This is a genomic window from Psychrobacter sp. NPDC078409 (assembly GCF_050268505.1).
Taxonomy (GTDB): Bacteria; Pseudomonadota; Gammaproteobacteria; order Pseudomonadales; family Moraxellaceae; genus Psychrobacter.
On the sequence record NZ_JBNNGW010000002.1, the window covers coordinates 168110 to 189071 of the forward strand.

Annotated in this window: 16 protein-coding genes; 12 read left to right on the forward strand and 4 right to left on the reverse strand. The window is 43.8% G+C overall.

Annotated elements, in window-relative coordinates; all coding sequences use genetic code 11:
* Positions 1-11: 11 nt before the first annotated feature.
* Positions 12-3275 (reverse strand): bifunctional proline dehydrogenase/L-glutamate gamma-semialdehyde dehydrogenase PutA, encoded by a 3264-nt coding sequence (gene putA / locus ACQKC9_RS03825; protein WP_427620563.1) that lies wholly within the window; start codon positions 3273-3275, stop codon positions 12-14.
* 737 nt (positions 3276-4012) lie between these two features.
* On the reverse strand, positions 4013-5308 hold the full coding sequence (locus ACQKC9_RS03830) for an NCS2 family permease (RefSeq protein ID WP_101204806.1): 1296 nt from the start codon (positions 5306-5308) through the stop codon (positions 4013-4015).
* 615 nt (positions 5309-5923) lie between these two features.
* On the opposite strand from ACQKC9_RS03830, the gene tolQ reads away from it, so the two are divergent.
* From tolQ to ACQKC9_RS03855, 5 genes are all read left to right on the forward strand, one after another.
* The gene (gene tolQ, locus ACQKC9_RS03835) at positions 5924-6646 is read left to right on the forward strand and encodes a protein TolQ (RefSeq protein ID WP_057759620.1); all 723 of its coding nucleotides are present in this window, start codon (positions 5924-5926) and stop codon (positions 6644-6646) included.
* On the forward strand, positions 6643-7101 hold the full coding sequence (tolR, locus tag ACQKC9_RS03840; protein WP_101204804.1) for a protein TolR: 459 nt from the start codon (positions 6643-6645) through the stop codon (positions 7099-7101). Before tolQ ends, tolR begins: the two co-directional genes overlap by 4 nt.
* Before the next feature lie 88 nt (positions 7102-7189).
* A complete protein-coding gene (locus ACQKC9_RS03845; RefSeq protein ID WP_427620933.1) occupies positions 7190-8197 on the forward strand; it encodes a cell envelope integrity protein TolA in 1008 nt (335 codons plus the stop codon).
* 136 nt (positions 8198-8333) lie between these two features.
* Positions 8334-9626 carry a translocation protein TolB gene (locus ACQKC9_RS03850; protein WP_427620564.1) on the forward strand — a complete coding sequence of 431 codons (1293 nt, stop codon included), beginning with the start codon at positions 8334-8336 and terminating at the stop codon, positions 9624-9626.
* A gap of 509 nt (positions 9627-10135) precedes the next feature.
* A complete protein-coding gene (locus tag ACQKC9_RS03855; RefSeq protein WP_427620565.1) occupies positions 10136-11542 on the forward strand; it encodes a nucleobase:cation symporter-2 family protein in 1407 nt (468 codons plus the stop codon).
* A gap of 115 nt (positions 11543-11657) precedes the next feature.
* On the opposite strand, the gene ACQKC9_RS03860 is transcribed toward ACQKC9_RS03855, so the two are convergent.
* A complete protein-coding gene (locus ACQKC9_RS03860; protein ID WP_057759606.1) occupies positions 11658-12323 on the reverse strand; it encodes a TetR family transcriptional regulator C-terminal domain-containing protein in 666 nt (221 codons plus the stop codon).
* Positions 12324-12846: 523 nt separating this feature from the next.
* On the opposite strand from ACQKC9_RS03860, the gene uraD reads away from it, so the two are divergent.
* The 7 genes from uraD to ACQKC9_RS03895 all read left to right on the forward strand — a co-directional run bounded on the left by uraD (position 12847) and on the right by ACQKC9_RS03895 (position 19428).
* Entirely contained in the window at positions 12847-13380 is a 534-nt protein-coding gene (uraD, locus tag ACQKC9_RS03865; RefSeq protein WP_427620566.1) for a 2-oxo-4-hydroxy-4-carboxy-5-ureidoimidazoline decarboxylase, read from the forward strand.
* Positions 13381-13445: 65 nt separating this feature from the next.
* The gene (uraH, locus tag ACQKC9_RS03870; RefSeq protein WP_427620567.1) at positions 13446-13814 is read left to right on the forward strand and encodes a hydroxyisourate hydrolase; all 369 of its coding nucleotides are present in this window, start codon (positions 13446-13448) and stop codon (positions 13812-13814) included.
* Positions 13815-13925: 111 nt separating this feature from the next.
* Entirely contained in the window at positions 13926-15293 is a 1368-nt protein-coding gene (locus ACQKC9_RS03875; protein WP_427620568.1) for a urate hydroxylase PuuD, read from the forward strand.
* A gap of 81 nt (positions 15294-15374) precedes the next feature.
* Positions 15375-16355 (forward strand): allantoinase PuuE, encoded by a 981-nt coding sequence (puuE, locus tag ACQKC9_RS03880; protein WP_427620569.1) that lies wholly within the window; start codon positions 15375-15377, stop codon positions 16353-16355.
* Positions 16356-16474: 119 nt separating this feature from the next.
* Complete coding sequence (alc, locus tag ACQKC9_RS03885) at positions 16475-17605, forward strand: allantoicase (protein WP_427620570.1); 1131 nt, start codon at positions 16475-16477, stop codon at positions 17603-17605.
* On the forward strand, positions 17605-18135 hold the full coding sequence (locus ACQKC9_RS03890; RefSeq protein ID WP_427620571.1) for an ureidoglycolate lyase: 531 nt from the start codon (positions 17605-17607) through the stop codon (positions 18133-18135). Before alc ends, ACQKC9_RS03890 begins: the two co-directional genes overlap by 1 nt.
* Before the next feature lie 498 nt (positions 18136-18633).
* A complete protein-coding gene (locus ACQKC9_RS03895) occupies positions 18634-19428 on the forward strand; it encodes a DUF5020 family protein (protein WP_414558559.1) in 795 nt (264 codons plus the stop codon).
* Positions 19429-19553: 125 nt separating this feature from the next.
* On the opposite strand, the gene guaD is transcribed toward ACQKC9_RS03895, so the two are convergent.
* Positions 19554-20951 (reverse strand): guanine deaminase, encoded by a 1398-nt coding sequence (gene guaD / locus ACQKC9_RS03900; protein WP_427620572.1) that lies wholly within the window; start codon positions 20949-20951, stop codon positions 19554-19556.
* Positions 20952-20962 lie beyond the last annotated feature (11 nt).

The following is a 20962-nucleotide window of genomic DNA, read 5'->3' on the forward strand; positions in this document are numbered from 1 at the left end:
GTTGCTACTCCTTATGCGAGTTCTGTTTGAGTGGTAGTTTGGGTTTCGGTCGCTGTCATATGAGCAGCTGACTGTTCAGCGTTGACTGCTTCTGAGCTAAGTTGCATGAGACGCGCGACATAGTGCGGGCCACCAGCTTTAGGACCAGTACCTGATAGACCACAACCACCAAATGGCTGTACGTTTACGACCGCGCCGATTTGGTTACGGTTGATGTAAGTGTTACCGACAAATGCGCGGCGCTCAATGTGCTCAACAGTATTTTCGATACGGCTATGGATACCTAACGTCAAACCAAAGCCTGTGTTGTTGATGGCATCAATCAGCTTATTCAAATCACGCGCTTGATAACGCAGTACGTGTAGAATTGGACCAAAGTGCTCACCACCGATCACATCAATGCTCTTCACTTCGATTGCGGTTGGCAATACAAAGGTAGACTTCTCTTGACTGACGACTGAGCTTGAGCTCATTGGCGTCTGTGCCAAAATGGTAGCAGTCGGCTCAGCACTCATACGTTCGATGTGCGCCTCTAAACCATGCTTAGCATCAGCATCAATCACTGGACCTACATCTGTGGCAGCATATAGAGGATTACCTACAGACAGCTCAGCCATATTACCTTGCAATAGCTCGATTAAATCATCCGCCATCTCTTCTTGTACACACAATATGCGACAAGCTGAACAACGCTGACCTGCTGAACCAAATGCTGATAGTACCGCATCTCTAACGACTTGCTCTGGCAGTGCCGTTGAGTCAACGATCATCGCATTTTGACCGCCAGTCTCAGCGATAAAGACAGGCAATTCACCGCTAGCTTGTGCATGATCATTTAAGCTTTGGTTGATACGTTGGGCTGTTTGAGTAGAACCTGTAAATATCACACCTGCGATATTATCAGCAGCCGTCAAAGCACCACCTACGTCGCCTGCACCAATGACTAATTGCAATGCTTCTGCTGGTATACCCGCTTGATACATCAATTGGGCACCAAAATGAGCTACCAAACTGGTTTGTTCAGCAGGTTTCGCTACTACCGTGTTACCTGCAGCAAGTGCAGCTACAATCTGTCCCGTATAGATAGCCAATGGGAAGTTCCATGGACTGATACAAACAAAAGTACCGCGTGCTTTATATACTTGACGAGACTGCTTACCAGCCAAGTCTGTAAACTCATGTACGACGTCATCTAGGCGCTCTGCTTCGTCAGCATAGAAACGACAGAAATCAACGGCTTCTTTGATTTCATCAATACCGTCTTGCATGGTTTTGCCCGCTTCAACTTGACATAGTGCCATTAGCTCAGCGTAGTTTTCTTCGTATAGCTCAGCAATCTTGCGTAATATCTCAGCACGCTTAGCAGCTGGTACATTTTTCCATACATCTTGACCGGCAACAGCAACGTCAATCGCTTGGCGAGCCACTTCAGCGTTAGCATAAGTTACTTTACCAGCACTAACTTCGTGGTTCCAAGGCGCTAGTACAGTCTGCGTATCAAGTTGATTCGTTTGACCATCTACTTCGTAGGTATCAACAGCTTTACCATTGATAATAGAGGTTGCTGACCATGTTTTGTGCAGATGGCTATCAATAGCTGATTTGAACGGCAACCATTGTGACTCTACAAAGATATTAGGGCCAAAACTTGCACGGCGTTCACCGTAAATCTCTAACGGTAACGGGATGTCTGGATTGTGCAATGTTGCATTACCAAGCAGCTTGTCATATGGATGCACTGTTAGCTTTTCGATTGGATAAGACTTATCTAGCAACTGATGAACAAACGAGCTGTTGGCACCGTTCTCAAGCAAGCGGCGTACCAAGTACGGTAGCAAGTCTTTGTGTGCACCTACTGGCGCATAGATACGTACAGGAATCTCATAAGCTTGCAAAATGTGATCATAAAGCGCATCGCCCATGCCGTGCAGACGTTGGAACTCAAAGTCTCTGTGTGCACTCATGGTCATGATTGATGACAGTGTATGCGCATTATGCGTCGCAAACTGTGGCCAGATTAGACCGCGCAAATGGTCTGACAATAAGAAGCGCGCACAAGCAAGATATGCAGTATCCGTACCTTCTTTACGTGTCCAAACTGGATAGCCTGATAGACCTTTTTGCTGAGCAAGTTTGATCTCAGTATCCCAGTAAGCGCCTTTTACTAGACGTACTGGTATACGATCACCGACTTCAGTAGACAAACGAGCAAGCCATGCTAATACAGCGATAGCGCGTTTAGAGTACCCTTGTACAACGATGCCTAAACCATCCCAGTCCGCCGTTAAATTATCACGGTACAAAGACTCAAACAGTTTTAGAGAAATCTCAAGGCGATCTGCTTCTTCAGCATCAATACTGATATCGACATTGACTTCACGTGCCGCTTCAATCAATAGCAGGCAGCGCTGACGCAATAAGCCCATTACTTGCGCTTCTTGCGTGGCTTCATAGCGAGGATGCAGTGCCGATAATTTGATAGATACTGACGGCTTTGGCATGCCTTCTTTGACTTTTACGTTGGCCGTTGCTCTGATCGCATGTAGATAGTCGTTGAAGTATTTTTCCGCATCTTTATGCGTGATAGCCGCTTCACCTAACATATCAAATGAATAGGTATAGCCTCTATTACGATATGGCTGGCTGTTTTTATTTGCGTCTTCAATGGTCTCGCCCAATACAAACTGATGGCCCATGATACGCATGGCTTTTTGCATCGCACTACGAATAACAGGCTCACCCATTTTCTTAGTCATGCGATCCAAGAAACCTGATGCAGTGGTGCTGCTGTCAATACTGACAACGCGACCAGTCATCATCATACCCCAAGTAGAGGCATTGACCATAAAGCCGTTGTCATTTTTGATGTGCTTTTTCCAGTCAGCCACACTCATTTTGTCATGAATCAACGCATCAGCCGTATAGTTGTCTGGCACACGAATCAAGGCTTCTGCCAAGCTCATTAGCAAGATACCTTCTTGGGTATCAAGGCTATACTCCAGCAATAATGAGTCAACCATCTTGACGGCTTTACCATCATTACGCACGTGCTCGACCAGTTTGCGCGTTTGCTCAGCAGCAGCATCGCGTTCTTCTATACTAGGTTTGGCAAGTGGCAATAACTCAGACAACCAACGTTCTTCATCGGCGCTATATAGCGGCGAAATACGCTTATTTAGCGCTTCTGCTGACTGGGCGAGATACTCAGGCGACAGCATATCAACAGGATTAAACAAGATCGGCTCTTGCGGGGTAAACTGGTCTACTGGGTTCATAATAACTCCATAACTATCGTTTAAAAACCATAATAAATGGTGCTTTAGGAAGTCTGATCGTCCTGTATAACTGCTCATAACCGCTATCAAAAAATAGTGGTTATTGACGGATATTCACAGCAATAATCAAAAGACCAAACGGCGCCATCACAAAACTAAAAATCCAGCATAGGCTGGAGACGGTTAAGTAGGTCGTTCGACTGTTAAACGGGCTACGTTAACAATACAAAGGCAACAACGAAAAGCTAAGCGGCATTAGTGCCTTCTTCTTGTTAGTAGTGAAAGGAGTGTGATGACCAAATATCGCCTTATTGAACCGAAAAATCGCTCTAATAATCACAAATCTGTCATCTTTGGTGATGCTAATTCACTGTAAGAAAAACCTCTACGGCGTTGATTGAGGTGATGCGCTTAACTCGGCTATAATATCACGAAAGTTTTTTTCAAACTAACGAAATTTATTATTTTCATAAATTAATATATCTCTAAATAACAATAACTTACAAGCACTTTATTGGCCATGACGCTTTGGTTACGTTTTTTTGTTTACTATTGCCCATAGTTTGGCATCACCCTACTTAATACTCGTATCAGAAATACTAAACATTAACTCCCGAAATACAGAACTCAAATTAAAAAGATAGTCTTATAATGCTGACAAAAAAACCCTCCTTATCATCAGCTGATAAGGAGGGTTTCTTGATTAAGACGCTATTAATGTCTTGCTACACTTTGCATTATAGGAAGATAATTTTGAACAATAATATAGCAGTCAAAATCCAGACCGCGATACTGATATCTGCAAACTTGCCTGCAATTGCTTTTACAGCCGTAAAGGTAATAAAACCAAGTGCGATACCGTCAGCGATGGAGTATGTAAGCGGTGTGAATAGCAATACCACGACCACTGGTGCTGCTTCTGTTAAGTCGCTCCAGTTAATGTCCTTTAGAGTACCCATCATAAGCACGGCTACATAAAAGATAGCGCCAGCCGTTGCATAAGCTGGAATCATACCTGCTAATGGCGAGAAGAAAATACTGAACAGGAATAGCACACCTACCGTAACAGCCATTAAGCCTGTACGGCCACCTGAGGCGATACCAGAGATACTCTCGATATAACTGGTCGTCGATGAAGTACCTAGTAAAGAACCCGCTACTGTCGCTGTTGAATCAGCGAGTAGTGCTTTACCCATGTTCGGGATATTGCCATCTTTGTCCGTTAGTTTTGCTTGGCTAGTGGTAGCAATCAAAGTACCAGCAGTATCAAACAAATCGACAAATAAGAAAGCAAAGATAACACTGATCATGCCCACATCAAATGCACCAGCAATGTCTAACTGCATAAGCGTCGGTGCAATAGAAGGCGGTGAAGAGATGATACCTGTGAACTGTGTATAGCCCATTAATAAGCTAATCAATGCAACCAATAAAATACCAATGGTTACCGCACCTGGGACTCTCTTATAAGACAGGCCAATGATAACAACAAAACCTAATGAAGCCATGACAGGACCAAATGACGTCATGTCACCAAGGCCAACTAAGGTTGCATCATGATTGACGATGATGCCTGCGCTTTGCAATGCGATAAACGCCAAGAACGCACCAATACCAGCAACTACGCCATTTTTGAGAGACGTTGGAATGGCATTAATGATTGCTTCACGAATCTTGAATAGACTCAGTAGTACGAAGATACAACCAGACAAGAACACCGCACCTAGCGCTGTCTGCCATGCATAGCCCATACCAAGCACCACACCATAGGTAAAGAAAGCATTAAGACCCATACCTGGTGCCAGCGCAACTGGTAGTCGGGCGTAGATACCCATAATGAAACAACCCACTGCTGCTGCTATACAGGTCGCTACAAATACGGCCCCTTTATCCATACCCGCATCGGCTAAGACGTTAGGGTTGACAAAGATAATATAAGCCATCGTCAAGAACGTGGTTATACCAGCGATGATTTCTGTTTTGATCGTGGTATTTTCACCATTAATCCCAAAATAGCGTTCAATTGCATTCATAAGTGTCGCCCCCGACTGGCTAATAAAAAGTCATCATTACCTAAAATTAAACATGACCTCAGCGAAAAAATAACGATGCCACAATAAAAATAATGTAGTAACAAAGCGTAACATATTAGACCAGTTATCTTACAAACTCAATCGTTGATAATGTCTATCTCGTACAAAATAGAATTTTGAGAGACTTCCACACTATCGGTCAAAAAAGCTATATATAGTCATGCTGCCCTACGCTATTCGAAAAACTACTTTCTATTCGCTGTTAATTTAACATTCGGTTTGAGTCATGAGTTTTAAGTAGTAAGTTTTTGCTCTGTCATTATTCATGTTATCCAACTAACTATTGAATGAATCAGTAGCAGCCCAACTAAATAGTCGTTTAACACATTAATAATGACCTTTCTCTCATTTAGAAGTAAACTAGGGGGTTATTATACCGATACCTAAATCGCGATACTTACTGTTGCAGCATTTTTCTAAGCACAGTTACAAATTTTTAGTGAAGAAACGTGCTGCGTATTAATAATAAAAAGTAAATAGTGTTTGTTTAGAGGTTGTCTGGTTCGGATATCACTATTCCAGCCAGCTGTTATCAATTATTCGTGAGTCCATTACATGCCTGAATCATTAAATATTGTCGATCTTATTACCCAAGCCAGTCTATTGGTGCAGATTGTGATGGCACTATTGTTATTAGCCTCTTTGCTCAGCTGGGTTATTATCTTTCGCATGAGTGCGCGACTTGGTACAGCCAAAAACTTTGATCAACAGTTTGAGACTTGGTTTTGGTCAGGCGAAGACTTGGCCAAGCTATACCAAGGCATTCAGGGCTCTCCTGATCGTCAGGGGCTAGAGCAGATTTTTTATGTGGGCTTTTCAGAATATCTGAGAATGCATAAAAAGCGTCAACCTAAAGACGACATTATCGATGGTGTTGAACGCAAGCTACGCGTCGGCCTAGGTCGCCAGCAGCAATTACTAGAGTCAGGACTGACGACGCTAGCCAGCATTGGCTCCGTTGCTCCGTACATCGGACTGTTCGGTACAGTGTGGGGCATTATGAATGCCTTTTTGGGACTGTCCCAAACTGAGCAAGCTACCCTCGCCTCTGTCGCTCCCGGGATCGCTGAAGCACTGATTGCCACAGCCATGGGTTTGTTTGCCGCTATCCCTGCGGTATTGGCATACAACCACTTCACAGCAAAATCGAGCCGCTTGTATGACTCGCGTGCCTTATTTTGTGATGAGATGACAGGCATGCTACAGCGTGAGACCAGCGTACAAGCACCTATTAGCAAAGAAACCCAAGTTAATGCAGGTCAGGTGACAGGGCTATGAAACCAAACCCCTACGGCCGTGAGAAAAAAGCCCTTAATGCAGAAATGAACGTCGTGCCTTACATTGATGTCATGCTGGTGCTACTGGTGATATTTATGGTAACAGCGCCAATGCTAATTACAGGTGTCGATGTTGATCTGCCAAAAGAGCAAACCAATACCATGAGTCAAAGCCAATTGCCTGTGATTGTCTCGTTGACTGACAAGGGTGATATTTTTATCAGTTATGAAAGCAATGTCGACGTACCAGTAAGTGAGCCTGAGCTAATTAATACATTATCTAACCTGCAGTCTCAGAGTGATAATAGTAATGCTGAACCAGTACAGGTAATGATCAATGCCGATCAAAACAATCAGTACGGTGCCATCATGACGCTCATGGCAACCTTGCAACAAGCAGGTATCGAAAAAGTTGGATTACTGACTGGTGCACCACTACCCACGCCTTCTTTATAGTGATAAATGTTTCTTAGTAAATGTCTTATATCATAATAGCCAATCCTAGTAATCATTCTGACAAATCACGTTCATGAGTATCCTTACCATGCATAATGCTCCTGCCGTCTATGTACCTACCGAACCAGAAAGCAACGGCCTAACACTGCCGACATTGCTAAGCCTACTAGCGCATGGTCTTGTCATCGGCATACTGGTTTACAACTATCAAACCACTGAGGTTGAGACTGCTGGTAGTATCGAAACGGTCATGGTATCTCCTGAGCAGCTTGCTGAAATGCAAGGACAAATATTGGCCAACCGTGCAGCAGCCAGTGCAATGCAGATGGATAGTAGCACTAGCGACTCGTCCAGTAGTGCTCAACCAGAAGTGTCTGGCAGTAGCGTCGGTGCGCAAAATTCAAGTCAGTCAAGCTCTCAGCGCGTGCCTGTATTTACACGATCTGAGGAGCCAGCTGGTCAACCCATACTGATGAGCGAAGACCATCAACAACGTCTGCTTGAGCAAAATCAAGAGTATGAGCGCAAAATGGCTGAGTGGGCAGCACAACTAGACGAGTCAGCCATGGAAGAGCTTGACCAAGTCGATCAAAGCAAACGCGATCAGCTCATAGAAGAACAAAAAAGGCTGGGAGAGTTTCGTCAAAAGCAAAATAATCCACCAAAGATAAAACGTCCTACTGCTACTGATCGCAATATTGAGATTGATACTGCTGGCTCTGGCAATGCAGGAAAAAACTTTAGCCTATCAGATGGGCAGTCTACTATGTCTGGTGATACGTCAACCTCTAGTACATCCAAGGGCAGTAGTCGTTCTGCATCCAGTGGCAGTCGCGGTGCCAGCAACAGTGAAATCATCAACTTAATCAAGCGCAACTATACGCCGCCTACTGCTGCGCGAGGCTCTACTCAACGTGCCACCCTGACCATCACTGTCAATGCAAATGGCGATGTGATCAATGTGACCGCCTCTGGACCTGATAGCACGGTCAACGAAGCGGCCAGACAAGCGGTACTCAATACTGGCAGTCTCCCGATTGATGCTGATGACCCTAAATACCCGACTTTTACCATACAGTTTAAAGGCAGCAATTAATCAGTTGCTAGGTCCTTATAATGTTGGTAACGTGACGTTAAGCGGCTTGTCTCGCATAGGTTGCTGCCTCATCTAGATGCTTGTCTCATTAAATAAAAAATGAATATCATACTAATTTTAGGAGCTCCCTTTACTCATGCGTACCCACAAAAAATTACTAGTATCATTACTCGTCAGCACTTCAGCATTGCTGGTATCGCAAAGCGTGCTCGCTGCACCTGTTGTACTAGAACTGGACTATGAAATTCCTGTTCAGCAAAACCAAGTTGCGTTTGTGCCGTTTGCGGGTGACTCTGTCTTATCACCTATTATATTAAATGACTTGAGTAAAACCGAGTTAAAAGTAACCAATCAAGATCTGCCGCAGCAGCCGCACAGTAGTAAAGAGCTGACAGGTACATTACCTGTTTGGCAAAGCATGGGCATACCGTATCTGGTCGTCGGTAGCACGCGTACCAATCGTGGCAAAATAATCACCGATTATGAAGTCATCGATGTCAAATCTGGTCGCGTGATAGAAGGCAAGCAAAGCCTAACTGCTGACAACAATAGAGAAAGCATGCGTTATGCCGGTCATGTCATTGCAGACAAAGTATACGAGCTGATTACTGGTATTCCAGGAGACTTCTCAGGACGCATTGCTTATATTGAAGAAACAGGAACTGGCAAGCAAAAGATCTCGCGTCTCAAAGTGATGGATGCTGATGGCGAAAATGCTAGAACCATTACTGAAGTGACAGGCTCTATTTTTTCACCAGCATGGTCACCTGATGGCAACCGTATCGCCTACTCAGTACAACGTGAAAAATCATATCCTGTCATCTACGTGCAAAACGTCAGTGGCGGCGGCGCAACTGCCCTGACGCCTTTTTCAGGTAGCAACCTAAGCCCCTCTTTCTCTCCTGATGGCAGCAAGATATTATTCTCTAGCAGCTTTGAAGGTAGCGCTGATATCTATGAGATGAGCGCCAGCGGCGGTACACCTAGAAGGCTCACTAATTTACCGAGCAGTGAAGTGCAGCCAAGCTATGCACCAGACGGCAAATCTTTCGTTTTCGTCAGTGATAAAACTGGCTTTAACAAGCCGCAGGTATATCGCTACGAGTTTGCCACAGGACAAACAACTAAAGTGTCAAACGGTGGTTATGCGACCAGCCCGCAGTTTAGCAGTGACGGTACACAAATTGCCTTTTTGAGTGGGCGCTCAGCGGCTATTATGAATAGTAATGGTGCTGTTACTACCAATCTTGGCAATACAGGTATCGATGAAGCTCCAAGCTTCTCACCAAACGGTAAGCGCGTGGTCTACGCATCGACCCAAGGCGGCAAAGGCGTGCTGACCATCAAATCTCTCAATGGTGGCGAAGCGTTTGGTAAATCAGGGCAAGGTGTTATTCGCTCACCCGTATGGTCATCAAGTCCAAAATAACTGGTCGTCCACCAAAGTAGCAATTTTGGTTATAGTAGAATAAATATCAAGTAAGCAAAATTGAAATGCCCCAATCATAGTCGTTATGGTTGGAGCTTTTTTTTGTTTAAAAAACAGCAATAGAGCTGCCGATAGATCTTAGTACTTATTCGTTCTCAATGGTCAGTCAGTACTCCTCGTTTTTTCGATCTACTTTTCAATGTTACCTAACCCTCCCTATTTCGTAACAAACCTGTAAACGCACTAGTACCAAAAAAAACATTGCAATGACTTGTATTTTACCTATACCCTAAATAGACCTGACTAATTGGTCAGGTTGTTCAAATATTAGCCGACATATATTAGTTATTTTCATTGTTTATCTTACAGACGGATGCGTATCCCTATTGTTTACATCGATAAAAAAACAAATCAAAGATTAGGTTAAAACTTTGATCTCGTGATCTACCACATTGTCTGATATCTACAGTTAAGCGGGTACTAAGCAGTTATTTTAGGAGGAAACCACCATGAGTGAAAACGTTCCAGCGAATACCGATTTACTGTATAGACTGCATGACCGTCCTACCCCCATTAAAGCATTTTTAGGTGCTATACAGCACGTACTTGCAGCGTTTGTAGGTATCATCACACCCTCTCTTATCATAGGTGGCACATTAGGTTTAGGAGAGCATATCCCCTACCTTCTCAGTATGTCATTGATAGTATCTGGGGTCGCAACCTTTATTCAGACTCGTAAAGTAGGCCCTATTGGGTCTGGCCTCATGGCATTACAAGGCACCAGTTTTGGATTTTTGGCAGCGGTACTGACGGCAGGGTTTGTGGTAAAAAACCGCGGCGGTGGTCCAGAAGAGATTTTATCCGTTATTTTTGGTGTTTCATTTCTCGGTGCATTTGTTGAGATATTTTTGAGTCAGTTTATTACCAAACTCAAATCTTTTATGAGCCCTATTGTTACAGGCTGCGTGATTGTCACGATTGGTTTGTCATTAACCAAGGTAGGTCTGACCGACTTAGCGGGCGGGTTTGGTGCTGAAAATTTTGGTAGTATTCCGAACTTGCTTTTGGGTGGTGGTGTGCTGGCAAGTGTCGTACTGATTAGCATCATTAATAATAAAGTCATTCGCTCAAGCGCCATCTTTATCGGTTTGATGCTCGGCCTTGTCGCTGCCGTATTTATGGGACGTATCGATTTCTCACTGGTTTCTGAAGCCGCCTTTTTTACAGTGCCAATCCCTTTTAAGTATGGCTTTGGTTTTGACTGGCAAGCTTTTATTCCTATTGCCTTTATGTACATCATTACCAGTATCGAGACCTCAGGCGATCTGACGGCTACCTCGATGATATCAGGTGAACCGATCAAAGGCCCTCTCTATGAGAAACGCATTAAAGGCGGCGTACTAGGAGATGGTGTTAACTCGCTGATTGCTGCGGTATTCAACACCTTCCCTGTAACAACCTTTAGCCAGAACAACGGTGTGATCCAAATGACAGGTATTGCCAGTCGCTACGTAGGTTTCTATGTGGGCGGCATCCTATGCCTGATGGGACTGTTCCCTGTCCTTGGTGCTGTTTTTACGCAATTACCCAAGCCTGTCGTTGGCGGCGTCACGCTACTGATGTTTGCGACGGTGGCAACTGCTGGCATTCGTATTTTATCTACCGTGCAATTTACGCACCGAAATGTCTTAATCATTGCCACCTCACTGGGTCTGGCAACGGGTATCGCCTTTGTCCCTGACGTACTGTCACAAACGCCGCAGTTTTTTCAGAATATCTTTGGCTCAGCGGTGACGATGGCAGGGATTGTGGCTATCACCCTTGATATGATTTTACCCAAAAACTATGGCATCGAGTTTGATACCAAAGCACAGCATACTGACGACGGTTTAGAACCAACGCAGGAAGTCGCTTAAGACTAAACGCAAGCTAGGGTTAAATATATCGAAGTATTTAGCCGTAAACGAGGTGTGATAGACAAACAAATAGCAACAGTCTATGCACCTCACTTATCAAACAGCCACCATATCATCATTCAAGGCCACAGCCCTTTAAAATAAAAGGCACCAGAAAGTCTGCCGCACGCGCTTCATCTGCTGCGTCATAAGCGGTCTTATCCATCAATCCAACGATTTCAATTTCAAATTCAGCATAACGTTGGGTAGTCGCCCAAATCAAAATCAGTAGTTGTAGAGGATCAGTAATCCCAATTTTTCCTTGCTTGTGCCACTCTTTCATTACCTGTGCTTTATCGTGTACCCACTCCTTCATCGTGGTGGACATAAATTCATGCAAATGCGGTGCGCCGCCGATGACTTCAATCGCAAATAGTTTATGGCGACTTGGATTGACAAAGGCTTGATGTAGCTTGGTACGGACAAATTTTTCGATGACCGTTTTTGGGTCGCTATCTACCGTCATGGTTACCAAGCCTTCATTCCATTCTTGAATGATTGAGCGCAGCACTGCCATGTAGAGATTCTTTTTGTTTTTAAAATAATAGTGAACATTGGCTTTAGGTAAGCCTGCCCTATCGGCAATGCCCTGCATCGTAGCGCCGCGATAGCTCTGAAGCACAAACTCTTCTTCAGCTGCCGCTAAGATAAGCGCTTGATTCTGTGCGCGAATGGCTTGTTGGCTACGGTGCGAGGGCGTATCAGTCACTGAGGTTTCTTCCTTTTGATTGTTTTGAGTCATAGCAGTAGTATCTCACTCTAAGAGACAGATTCGACAAAATAGTCGCTATATTTCGCTGTGTATTCTTATATAAACACATAGATGTGATCAGCATAACCTGTTAAATAAAAATATTTCGCATAAAACAGTTGACCAATTAGTCAGGTTTTAGCAAAATGGGAACTGTAAATCAATCACGCTGTCATTAATCACTTCTTGCCAGACGTTTTGGACGGTCAAAATATCAGTGTTTCCTTAGCAAATCTGTTTCATATTGTCAGTTCACTATAACTTGAAATTATGCAAAGCGTATATAAGCGCCAAAGGCCTGACTACGAACACATCGATTATCGACTTTTGATTTTAAGCAAATTAATAGCTGCTAGCTTAATTAAATCAGCCATAAAGCTGAAGCAACCGCTACTTATCAAAATTACTGCTTATACCTATAAGTTTATGCAAATAATCATAAGGTATAAACCTTTATCAAACATTTATCGCCCAATACAGATAACGGGTTGTCATATTAGAAAAGGATGTCATCGTGAGCTTAACCTTAGCGCAATTCAACGATTTATCACAAGAAGTCGCCATCGCCCAATTATTGACTTGTTGCACCAGTAAAAACTGGGCCTATAAACTTGCAGACGCTCGCCCTTTTGCAGACTTTAATGCACTACTAGCAAGTAGCGACGCTATCTGGAACAAAGTACAAAATGATGAGGCTAACTTATTAGAAGCGTTTGATGGGCATCCACAAATCGGCAACGTGGCATCTCTAAAAGAAAAATACCGCAACACACAAAGTAGCGCTGCACACGAACAATCAGGCGCTAACGATGCAGCAGATGAGGTGCTCGAAGCACTTGCCAAAGGCAATCAAGACTATCTCGATAAATTTGGTTTTATTTTTATTGTCTTTGCGACGGGTAAAAGCGCGCAGCAAATGCTAGATCTGCTATTAGCGCGCCTACCTAATGATCGCGCCACAGAGCTTGCCAATGCAGCCACTGAGCAAAATAAAATTACGCGTTTACGTTTAAATAAATTGCTAGGTAATGCTTCGACAACCAAATAGTAGTCGCAGAGTTAGACTAGCATTTTCACCCAATTTATATTTTTCACAAATTTAAAGGAAGCATCATGTCTGCCACCCTATCGTCACATATCCTAGACACTCATCTTGGCAAACCTGCCGCTGATGTCGCCGTTACCTTACACCGCGTACAAGACAATGGTGTCGCCACATTACTAGCGCATGGTACAACCAATAGTGATGGCCGTGTCACACCATACGCTTGGCAGTTTGATACAGCCATCGATAGTACTGACCGTCAGCTAGATACCGGACGCTATACCGTAACGTTCGATACTCAGTCTTATTTTGATGCTCAGCAGCTGACAGCATTTTACCCGCAAGTGGTAATCGACTTTGTAGTAAACGATGCCAGTCATTATCACGTGCCGCTCCTGCTTAGTGCGCACGGTTATAGCACCTATCGCGGATCGTAGCTCTAGCGTTGTTTAGCTCTCTGCTTGGTTATTAGCTTACAGGAAATACTATCAAAAGAAATTACCAAGACATTTTATTAAGACACTGTCATATTAAAGGACATTTATTACATGGGCGCCTATCTTCTCGAATGGTTGAGTTTATTTTTCCGCTGGTTTCATGTTATCGCTGGGGTAGCATGGATTGGTGCATCGTTTTATTTTGTGTGGCTAGATCTAAGCCTACGCAAACCGCCACAGTGGAAAACAGACAAAGGCATTTCGGGTGATCTTTGGGCCGTTCATGGCGGCGGGTTTTATGAAATTGCCAAATACAAACTCGAACCAGAAGAGATGCCAAAGACGCTACATTGGTTTAAATGGGAAGCTTATACCACTTGGCTGACGGGTGCGGCGATGATGTCTATCGTCTATTATGCCAATGCAACTGCCTACCTAATTGACCCAAGCAAAGTGCCGTTTACTAGTATCGGTGCCATTGCCACCAGCTTGCTTTTCTTATTTGGTAGTTACTTCATTTACGAAGTGATCGTACGCAGTCATTTGGGTAAAAACGCCTTTATCTTTAGTACCTTGATTTTTATCTTGCTAGTCATCGCGAGCTGGGGTTCTTACCAGCTGTTTAGTGATCGCGCCTCATTTATACATATCGGTGCTATCTTGGGCACGGTGATGGTAGGTAACGTATTCTTTGGTATTATGCCGGCTCAGCGTGCACTCGTTGACTGTGTGCGGCGCGGTGAAAAACCGGGTAAAGAAGTGGCTGAATTGGCATTACAAGCCAAAAATCGCTCACTGATGAATAACTATTTTACCCTACCGCTCATCTTTACCATGATCAGCAACCATTACCCAATGATGTATGCTCATGAGAAAGGTTGGTTGGTATTGGTCTTCGTCGGTATCATTACCGCGACTGCCCGTCATTACTTTAACCAAAAGCACTTAGGTCATAAAAAACCACGCTACTTGGTCATTCCAGCCGTATTAACCGTATTGTTGATTATTTGGATGCGACCTGAGCCGATTGATCCATTGCCTGCAATGCCTGCTACTGCCTCCGTAGCACCTACAACGACTGATAGCACGCCGCCAGCTACAAGCGCGACTACTGACTCAAGCACTGATACCGTTGCTAATGCTAATAACAGTTCTAATAGTAATGCTACTAACAGTGCTAATAACAGTGTTAGTAATGATGCAGCTACTGCTGAAGCCGTACCCGTGAGCGCATCAGCAGATGACGCTATGATGGATGTCGTGCATACGCGCTGTAGTACTTGTCATGCGGTACAACCGACGCAGCAAGGCTTCGCCGCGCCGCCAGCAGGAATCATTTTGCAGACACCAGAAGACTTAAAAATTCATAAAGCGAAAATCGTCACTGCGGTACAGACTGGCTATATGCCGCTTGGTAATATTACTCAGTTGACGGATGTCGAGCGCCAACAGCTTGTGGCATATGCGTCATCACTTTAATTTTTGATAAAAAATAACTGTCCTTTACGAGCAACATTCAAATAAATATTTAAGGCTCTAAGCGATATAGGAATATAGATAATGAGCAAAAAAATTACCAGTGACTTTGATCTGAGCACATATCCCCGCGACCTAAAAGGCTATGCTGGAAATCCACCAAAAGCGAACTGGCCAGGCGGCGCAAAAATCGCCATACAGTTTGTATTAAACATCGAAGAAGGTGCAGAAAATAGCGTCATCCACGGCGATGGACAATCAGAGCGTTTCTTGTCTGATATCTTAGGCACACCAGAATTTAACAACCGTCACCAGTCTATTGAATCTGCATTTGAGTACGGTAGCCGTGTCGGTGTGTGGCGTGTATTAGATGTATTCAAAGAATTTGGCGTGCCAATCACCACGTTTACCTGTGCCGCCGCTGCTGAAAAAACACCGCATATTATCGAGCGTGTATTAAAAGACGGTCATGAGATTGCCAGTCATGGTCTACGCTGGATTACTTATCAGGATATGTACCGTGAGACGGAGCGTGAACACATTCGCTGCGCCACCCAGATATTTAAACGTATGCTAGGCGGCCAACCTCTCGGCTGGTATACAGGACGCGATAGTCCAAATACTCGTGAACTGGTCGCCGAGCAAGGCGGCTATACCTATGACTCTGACTCGTACGGTGACGAGTTACCATATTGGCTCAATGTAAAGGTCCAAGATGGCAATCTGATCACGCGTAAACCACATTTGGTCATCCCTTATAGCCTAGAGACCAATGACATGCGTTTTTCTTCTAGCCCAGGATTCACCCACGCTGAACCATTTTATCAGTATCTCAAAGACAGCTTTGATACCTTATACGAAGAAGGCGCACATACCCCTAAAATGCTGACCATTGGCTTGCATTGCCGCATTATTGGGCGTGCAGGACGTATCAAAGCGCTAAAGCAGTTTTTGCAATATATCACCAATAAGCCCGACATATGGATATGCCGCCGTGATGATATCGCTAAACACTGGTACGAAAACCATCCTGCTACGTCAGACAACACTGCTAACTGGATGTAAGCTAGGCTATCGTCATAGCACTCGCTTTACTTAGCTAAGCGCGTACGAATTAGCATAGATTAATATATAAAATAAGCCATACGTTATTAATAAACACCATTATTAAAAAAGGAATCATTGTGAGTCAAAACACTTCAGAAGTTGGACAAATTATCTCCGCAAATAATCTACCTGATACCCTGCCAGCGTTTACCAAGAAATCAAACGTCGCTGACAGTCGCTTGGGCGCAAAATCGCTATTTGCTACCGATGACTTCTTTGCGGATAAAAGCCGTATTCTAAATCCTGATGCACCTATATTTGTGGTGGGTAAGTTCGATGACAACGGTAAGTGGATGGACGGCTGGGAAACTCGTCGTAAACGCCATTTGGGTTACGATTATTTAGTGATTCAACTGGCTCGCCCAACCAAAATAGCTGGTCTCGATATTGATACCAGTCACTTTACGGGTAATTTTCCCTCTTCCGCCAGTGTCGATGCTTTATACGCGCCCGAGCTGCTGCAGCAAGATGAAGCTGAACTTACTAGTCTAAGCAAAGAAGATTGGGACAATAAAAACTGGCAGGCACTAGTGGGTATGACCCCGCTTCAAGGTCACAATCATGAGCTTGTCGAGATTCATCATGAGCAAACAGTGACCCATATTCGTTTGAACATCTATCCAGATGGCGGCGTTGCCCGACTACGTGTCTATGGTGATATCCAACTTGATGCCAGCCTAAACATACAAGGCGAGACGCTTGACTTGGCGGGCGCGTTAAACGGTGGTCGTGCGATTGCTAGTAACGATGCACATTTTGGTGCGGCTAGTAATTTACTACTACCAACTAAAGCGCCTAACATGGGTGATGGCTGGGAGACTCGTCGTCGCCGTGAGCCAGGCAATGACTGGTGCATCATCGCGTTAGGTAAAGCAGGTATCGTTGATTCCATCGAGATAGATACTGCTCACTTTAAAGGCAATTATCCTGATAAAGTATCGATCCAAGCCGTCTACTCACCAAATACACCAGAGCAAACTTTAGTGACTCAGAGTATGTTTTGGGAGACCTTGCTTGAGCCGCAAAAAACCAATGCTGACGACGTTCATCACTTTGGTAAAGATAAGCTCCAACTTGATAAACCTATCACGCATATTCGGGTCAATATCTTCCCAGATGGTGGTATCAGCCGTGTACGCGTGTATGGCAAAATTGCTAAGGCTAATATTGACACTGGTACTGATGTTGATAGTAAAGAGGCTAAATAATGGGTGTCACTTTAACAGCTAAGCCTTTAACCAAGGCAAACTTTGCCCCCTATGGCTCGGTTATCGAGCGCTATAGTGATAATGAGCAAACAGATGACAATACTTATGAGATCAATAATGGCTATGCGGTTCGTCATCATGCACTTGCCGAAAGTAAGCTCGTCGGTGGCTCAGTTGGTATGAGTATTTTCCGGGCCAAGAAACGTGAGAACCCTATTGCACTCTCGGTCATGGAATACCATCCGCTTGGGACACAAGCATTTGTATCTATGGAAGGCCAAGACTATATCGTCGTTGTCGCAAAAGCTGGTGTGCCGCCGCAGTCGCCTGATGACTTAGTAGTGTTTTATGCAAAATCTAATCAAGGCGTACAGTACGATGCCAATGTCTGGCATCACCCACTACTCGCGCTTGGACGTGACAGTGATTTCTTAGTTATTGATCGTATCAATGGCGAGGGTGATAACTGTCATGAGATTGATATCACGGATTGGCATGTGTTTATTGAGTTAAAAGGCGAATGCAGTTAACTCAATAGAAAATAGTCGCATCCGACATGTACAAACTTAACGCCAGCTAATTTCTATTAGCTGGCTTTTTTATGTTTATTGAGTTGTTAAATCATATGCCTATCAATTGATTAAAGTCCGTCAGACGACCCAATTTGGGGCACATGGATATCCATTTTGGTGCTTTTATGGCGCATCTGATCCTTCGAAAAACATTGTTTGCCACATATATTTAAATGCACGGAAATTGGCCCTCTCATTTGAGAATAGTTAAGGACTATTTTGCTTATTTCTACCCTTACTAATGGCTAATAAGACTAAAAATTAGAAGACTCTGTAGATGACAGCCCTCTAGGTCATTTGTGGCACAGTTATTGAATGCTCTTTAGTAGTAAGCATTTAAGCACTATCAATCAACCGTTGTCTAAGAGCATTGGATTAATAGTTTGTTTACTAGCCAATAATAACGATACAGTTTTGGGGCAATCAACAATCAATTGTACATAATGGGGTCATATTTTGCGTTTTGATTTATTAACGAGCTTATCCTGTCATACCAAATCATCTAGCCAAAAGCTAGCTTTACTCAAACCTTTGTCGATGGCAGCTGTTGCTATCGCTGCTTTAGGTAGCATGTCGAACATCCATGCTAAGACCTTCTTTACTGATACGAGTGTCTCCGTACTTTACGGTGACGACTATGAACTTGTAGAAGACGGAGAGCTGACGACAGTTACATTAGAGCATGCCTCTGCGCATGACTGGGGCGGCGTATTCTTCTTTGTCGATCGAAACCAAGGTGCCGATGACATTGAAAACAATAGATTTAGAGAAACTTATGGCGAGCTGTCTCCTACATTCAAAATAGCCACTTTTAATGACAGTTTTATCAAGCAGGTTAATTTAGCCGCTACGTATGAATTTGGTTCGAACAGCACTGGCTTTGATCAAGATAATTATCTAGTTGGTATTGGTGCAGATCTCAATGTACCTATTCCAGGTACGACATTTGCTTCCGCGACGCTATATCATGCTTTTAACGACAATACTGACGACGATCAGCAAATTACCTTAACGTATGGTTGGGAGCGCAACAACTTCGTGGTGGATGGTTTTATTGATTATTCATTTAATAATGATGATATTGAAGATAATATTCATATCAATCCGCAAATTAAATACAACTTACAAGAAGTGCTCGGTATTGATAACCGTTTAGAAGTCGGTATGGAGTATAGCTATTGGAAAAATAAATACGGTGTTGATGGCGTGAATCAAAACTCCCCTAGTGCATTGGTAAAATTCCATTTTTAATACTAAATAGAAACTCACTTGGCAGTAATAAACCCTTGTTCCTACAATATAGGAACAAGGGTTTGTTTTTTATACCTGAAAGAAGTCTCACTTGTTCCTGATTTAGGTACAGCGTTTATTTACACCTATAAAGTTGATTTACGATAGCGACTTACGCCTGCGATGACTGTCTGATCAATTACTCTGTCATCGCCTAGCATCATTAGTACAAACAACTGCTCTTCCAGTGTTTTGGTCTGCGCCATACGTCGCTCAAGCAATTCCGTTGCACCCATATCGATGATCACAAAATCCGCTTCTTTATTTGGCATAAAGTTACCGATTTTATCGTCCAATAATAGCGACTGGGCATTACCCAACGTAATTTGATATAGCCCTTGATGAGCGGATAGTTGATTGCTTTGTAGTTGTTGGATTTTATACGCTTCTGACAGAGTCGTCAGCATCGACAGACTTGTCCCTGCTCCAACGTCAGTGGCGATACTGACACCGGTATAACTTAACGTCTTGGGTAAATCGAACAATCCACTACCCAAAAATAAATTGGACGTCGGACAGTGTGATATTTGTGTGCCAGTCGCGCGCAGACGCTCATACTCAGATATTTCAAGATGAATACCATGTGCCAAGGTGGTGCGTCGACCCAGTAATCCCATATCGTCATAGACATCGAGATAGCCTTTGTGATTGGGATACAGTTGTTTTACAAACGCAATCTCATCATGATTCTCTGCCAAATGCGTTTGCAGATAAACACTCTCGTAACTGGCATATAACTCGCCTGCCATGCGCAACTGTTTCGGTGTTGAGGTAATGGCAAATCTTGGCGTAATAGCCACATGTTGGCGGCCGCGCTCATGCCAATTATCAATGATGTTTTGGGTATCTCGAATGCCTTGCTCAGCAGGTACACATAAATTATCAGGCGCATTTTGATCCATCAGCACATTGCCTGTGATCATACGGGTATTGAGCCGATGACTTTCTGTGAAGAATGCTTCTGCAGATAATGGATGGCTGGTAGAGAACACCATGGCGCTCGTCGTACCATTGGCCAGCAGCTGATTTAAAAAGAACTGTGCCGTATCATGTGCTACTTTCGGATCGCCAAAATTGGCCTCAGTGACGAAAGTATAATTATTAAGCCAATCAAGTAATTGCTCACCGTAAGCAGCAATCATATCTACTTGCGGATAATGCACATGGGTATCAATAAAGCCTGGCATGATCAATTTATCGCGATAGTCGTGCACTTTGACTGCTGGCTCACCCTCTTCATTGGAATACTTTGACAGTATAGTTTCACTACGACCATACTCTACAATGCACCATGTCACATCATCTACAACAAGCGCACCATCAGCGATATATTCAGGATAAACCTGTACATCTTCAATCACTGGTAGCAACGTAATGTCTCGTTCCACAGCTAATGTCTGTGAATGATCAGAGGTTGCACGCTCAGTACGATCGCTTTCGGTCAAGTAGTGCAGCAGTCGAGCTTGATAAATATGTAGGGTCATTCGTAGATCTC

Coding starts and splice junctions, on each gene's coding strand:
- putA (WP_427620563.1), bottom strand. CDS start 3,275: ATGAACCCAGTAGACCAGTTTACCCCGCAAGAGCCGATCTTGTTTAAT.
- ACQKC9_RS03830 (WP_101204806.1), bottom strand. CDS start 5,308: ATGAATGCAATTGAACGCTATTTTGGGATTAATGGTGAAAATACCACG.
- tolQ (WP_057759620.1), top strand. CDS start 5,924: ATGCCTGAATCATTAAATATTGTCGATCTTATTACCCAAGCCAGTCTA.
- tolR (WP_101204804.1), top strand. CDS start 6,643: ATGAAACCAAACCCCTACGGCCGTGAGAAAAAAGCCCTTAATGCAGAA.
- ACQKC9_RS03845 (WP_427620933.1), top strand. CDS start 7,190: ATGCATAATGCTCCTGCCGTCTATGTACCTACCGAACCAGAAAGCAAC.
- ACQKC9_RS03850 (WP_427620564.1), top strand. CDS start 8,334: ATGCGTACCCACAAAAAATTACTAGTATCATTACTCGTCAGCACTTCA.
- ACQKC9_RS03855 (WP_427620565.1), top strand. CDS start 10,136: ATGAGTGAAAACGTTCCAGCGAATACCGATTTACTGTATAGACTGCAT.
- ACQKC9_RS03860 (WP_057759606.1), bottom strand. CDS start 12,323: ATGACTCAAAACAATCAAAAGGAAGAAACCTCAGTGACTGATACGCCC.
- uraH (WP_427620567.1), top strand. CDS start 13,446: ATGTCTGCCACCCTATCGTCACATATCCTAGACACTCATCTTGGCAAA.
- ACQKC9_RS03875 (WP_427620568.1), top strand. CDS start 13,926: ATGGGCGCCTATCTTCTCGAATGGTTGAGTTTATTTTTCCGCTGGTTT.
- puuE (WP_427620569.1), top strand. CDS start 15,375: ATGAGCAAAAAAATTACCAGTGACTTTGATCTGAGCACATATCCCCGC.
- ACQKC9_RS03890 (WP_427620571.1), top strand. CDS start 17,605: ATGGGTGTCACTTTAACAGCTAAGCCTTTAACCAAGGCAAACTTTGCC.
- guaD (WP_427620572.1), bottom strand. CDS start 20,951: ATGACCCTACATATTTATCAAGCTCGACTGCTGCACTACTTGACCGAA.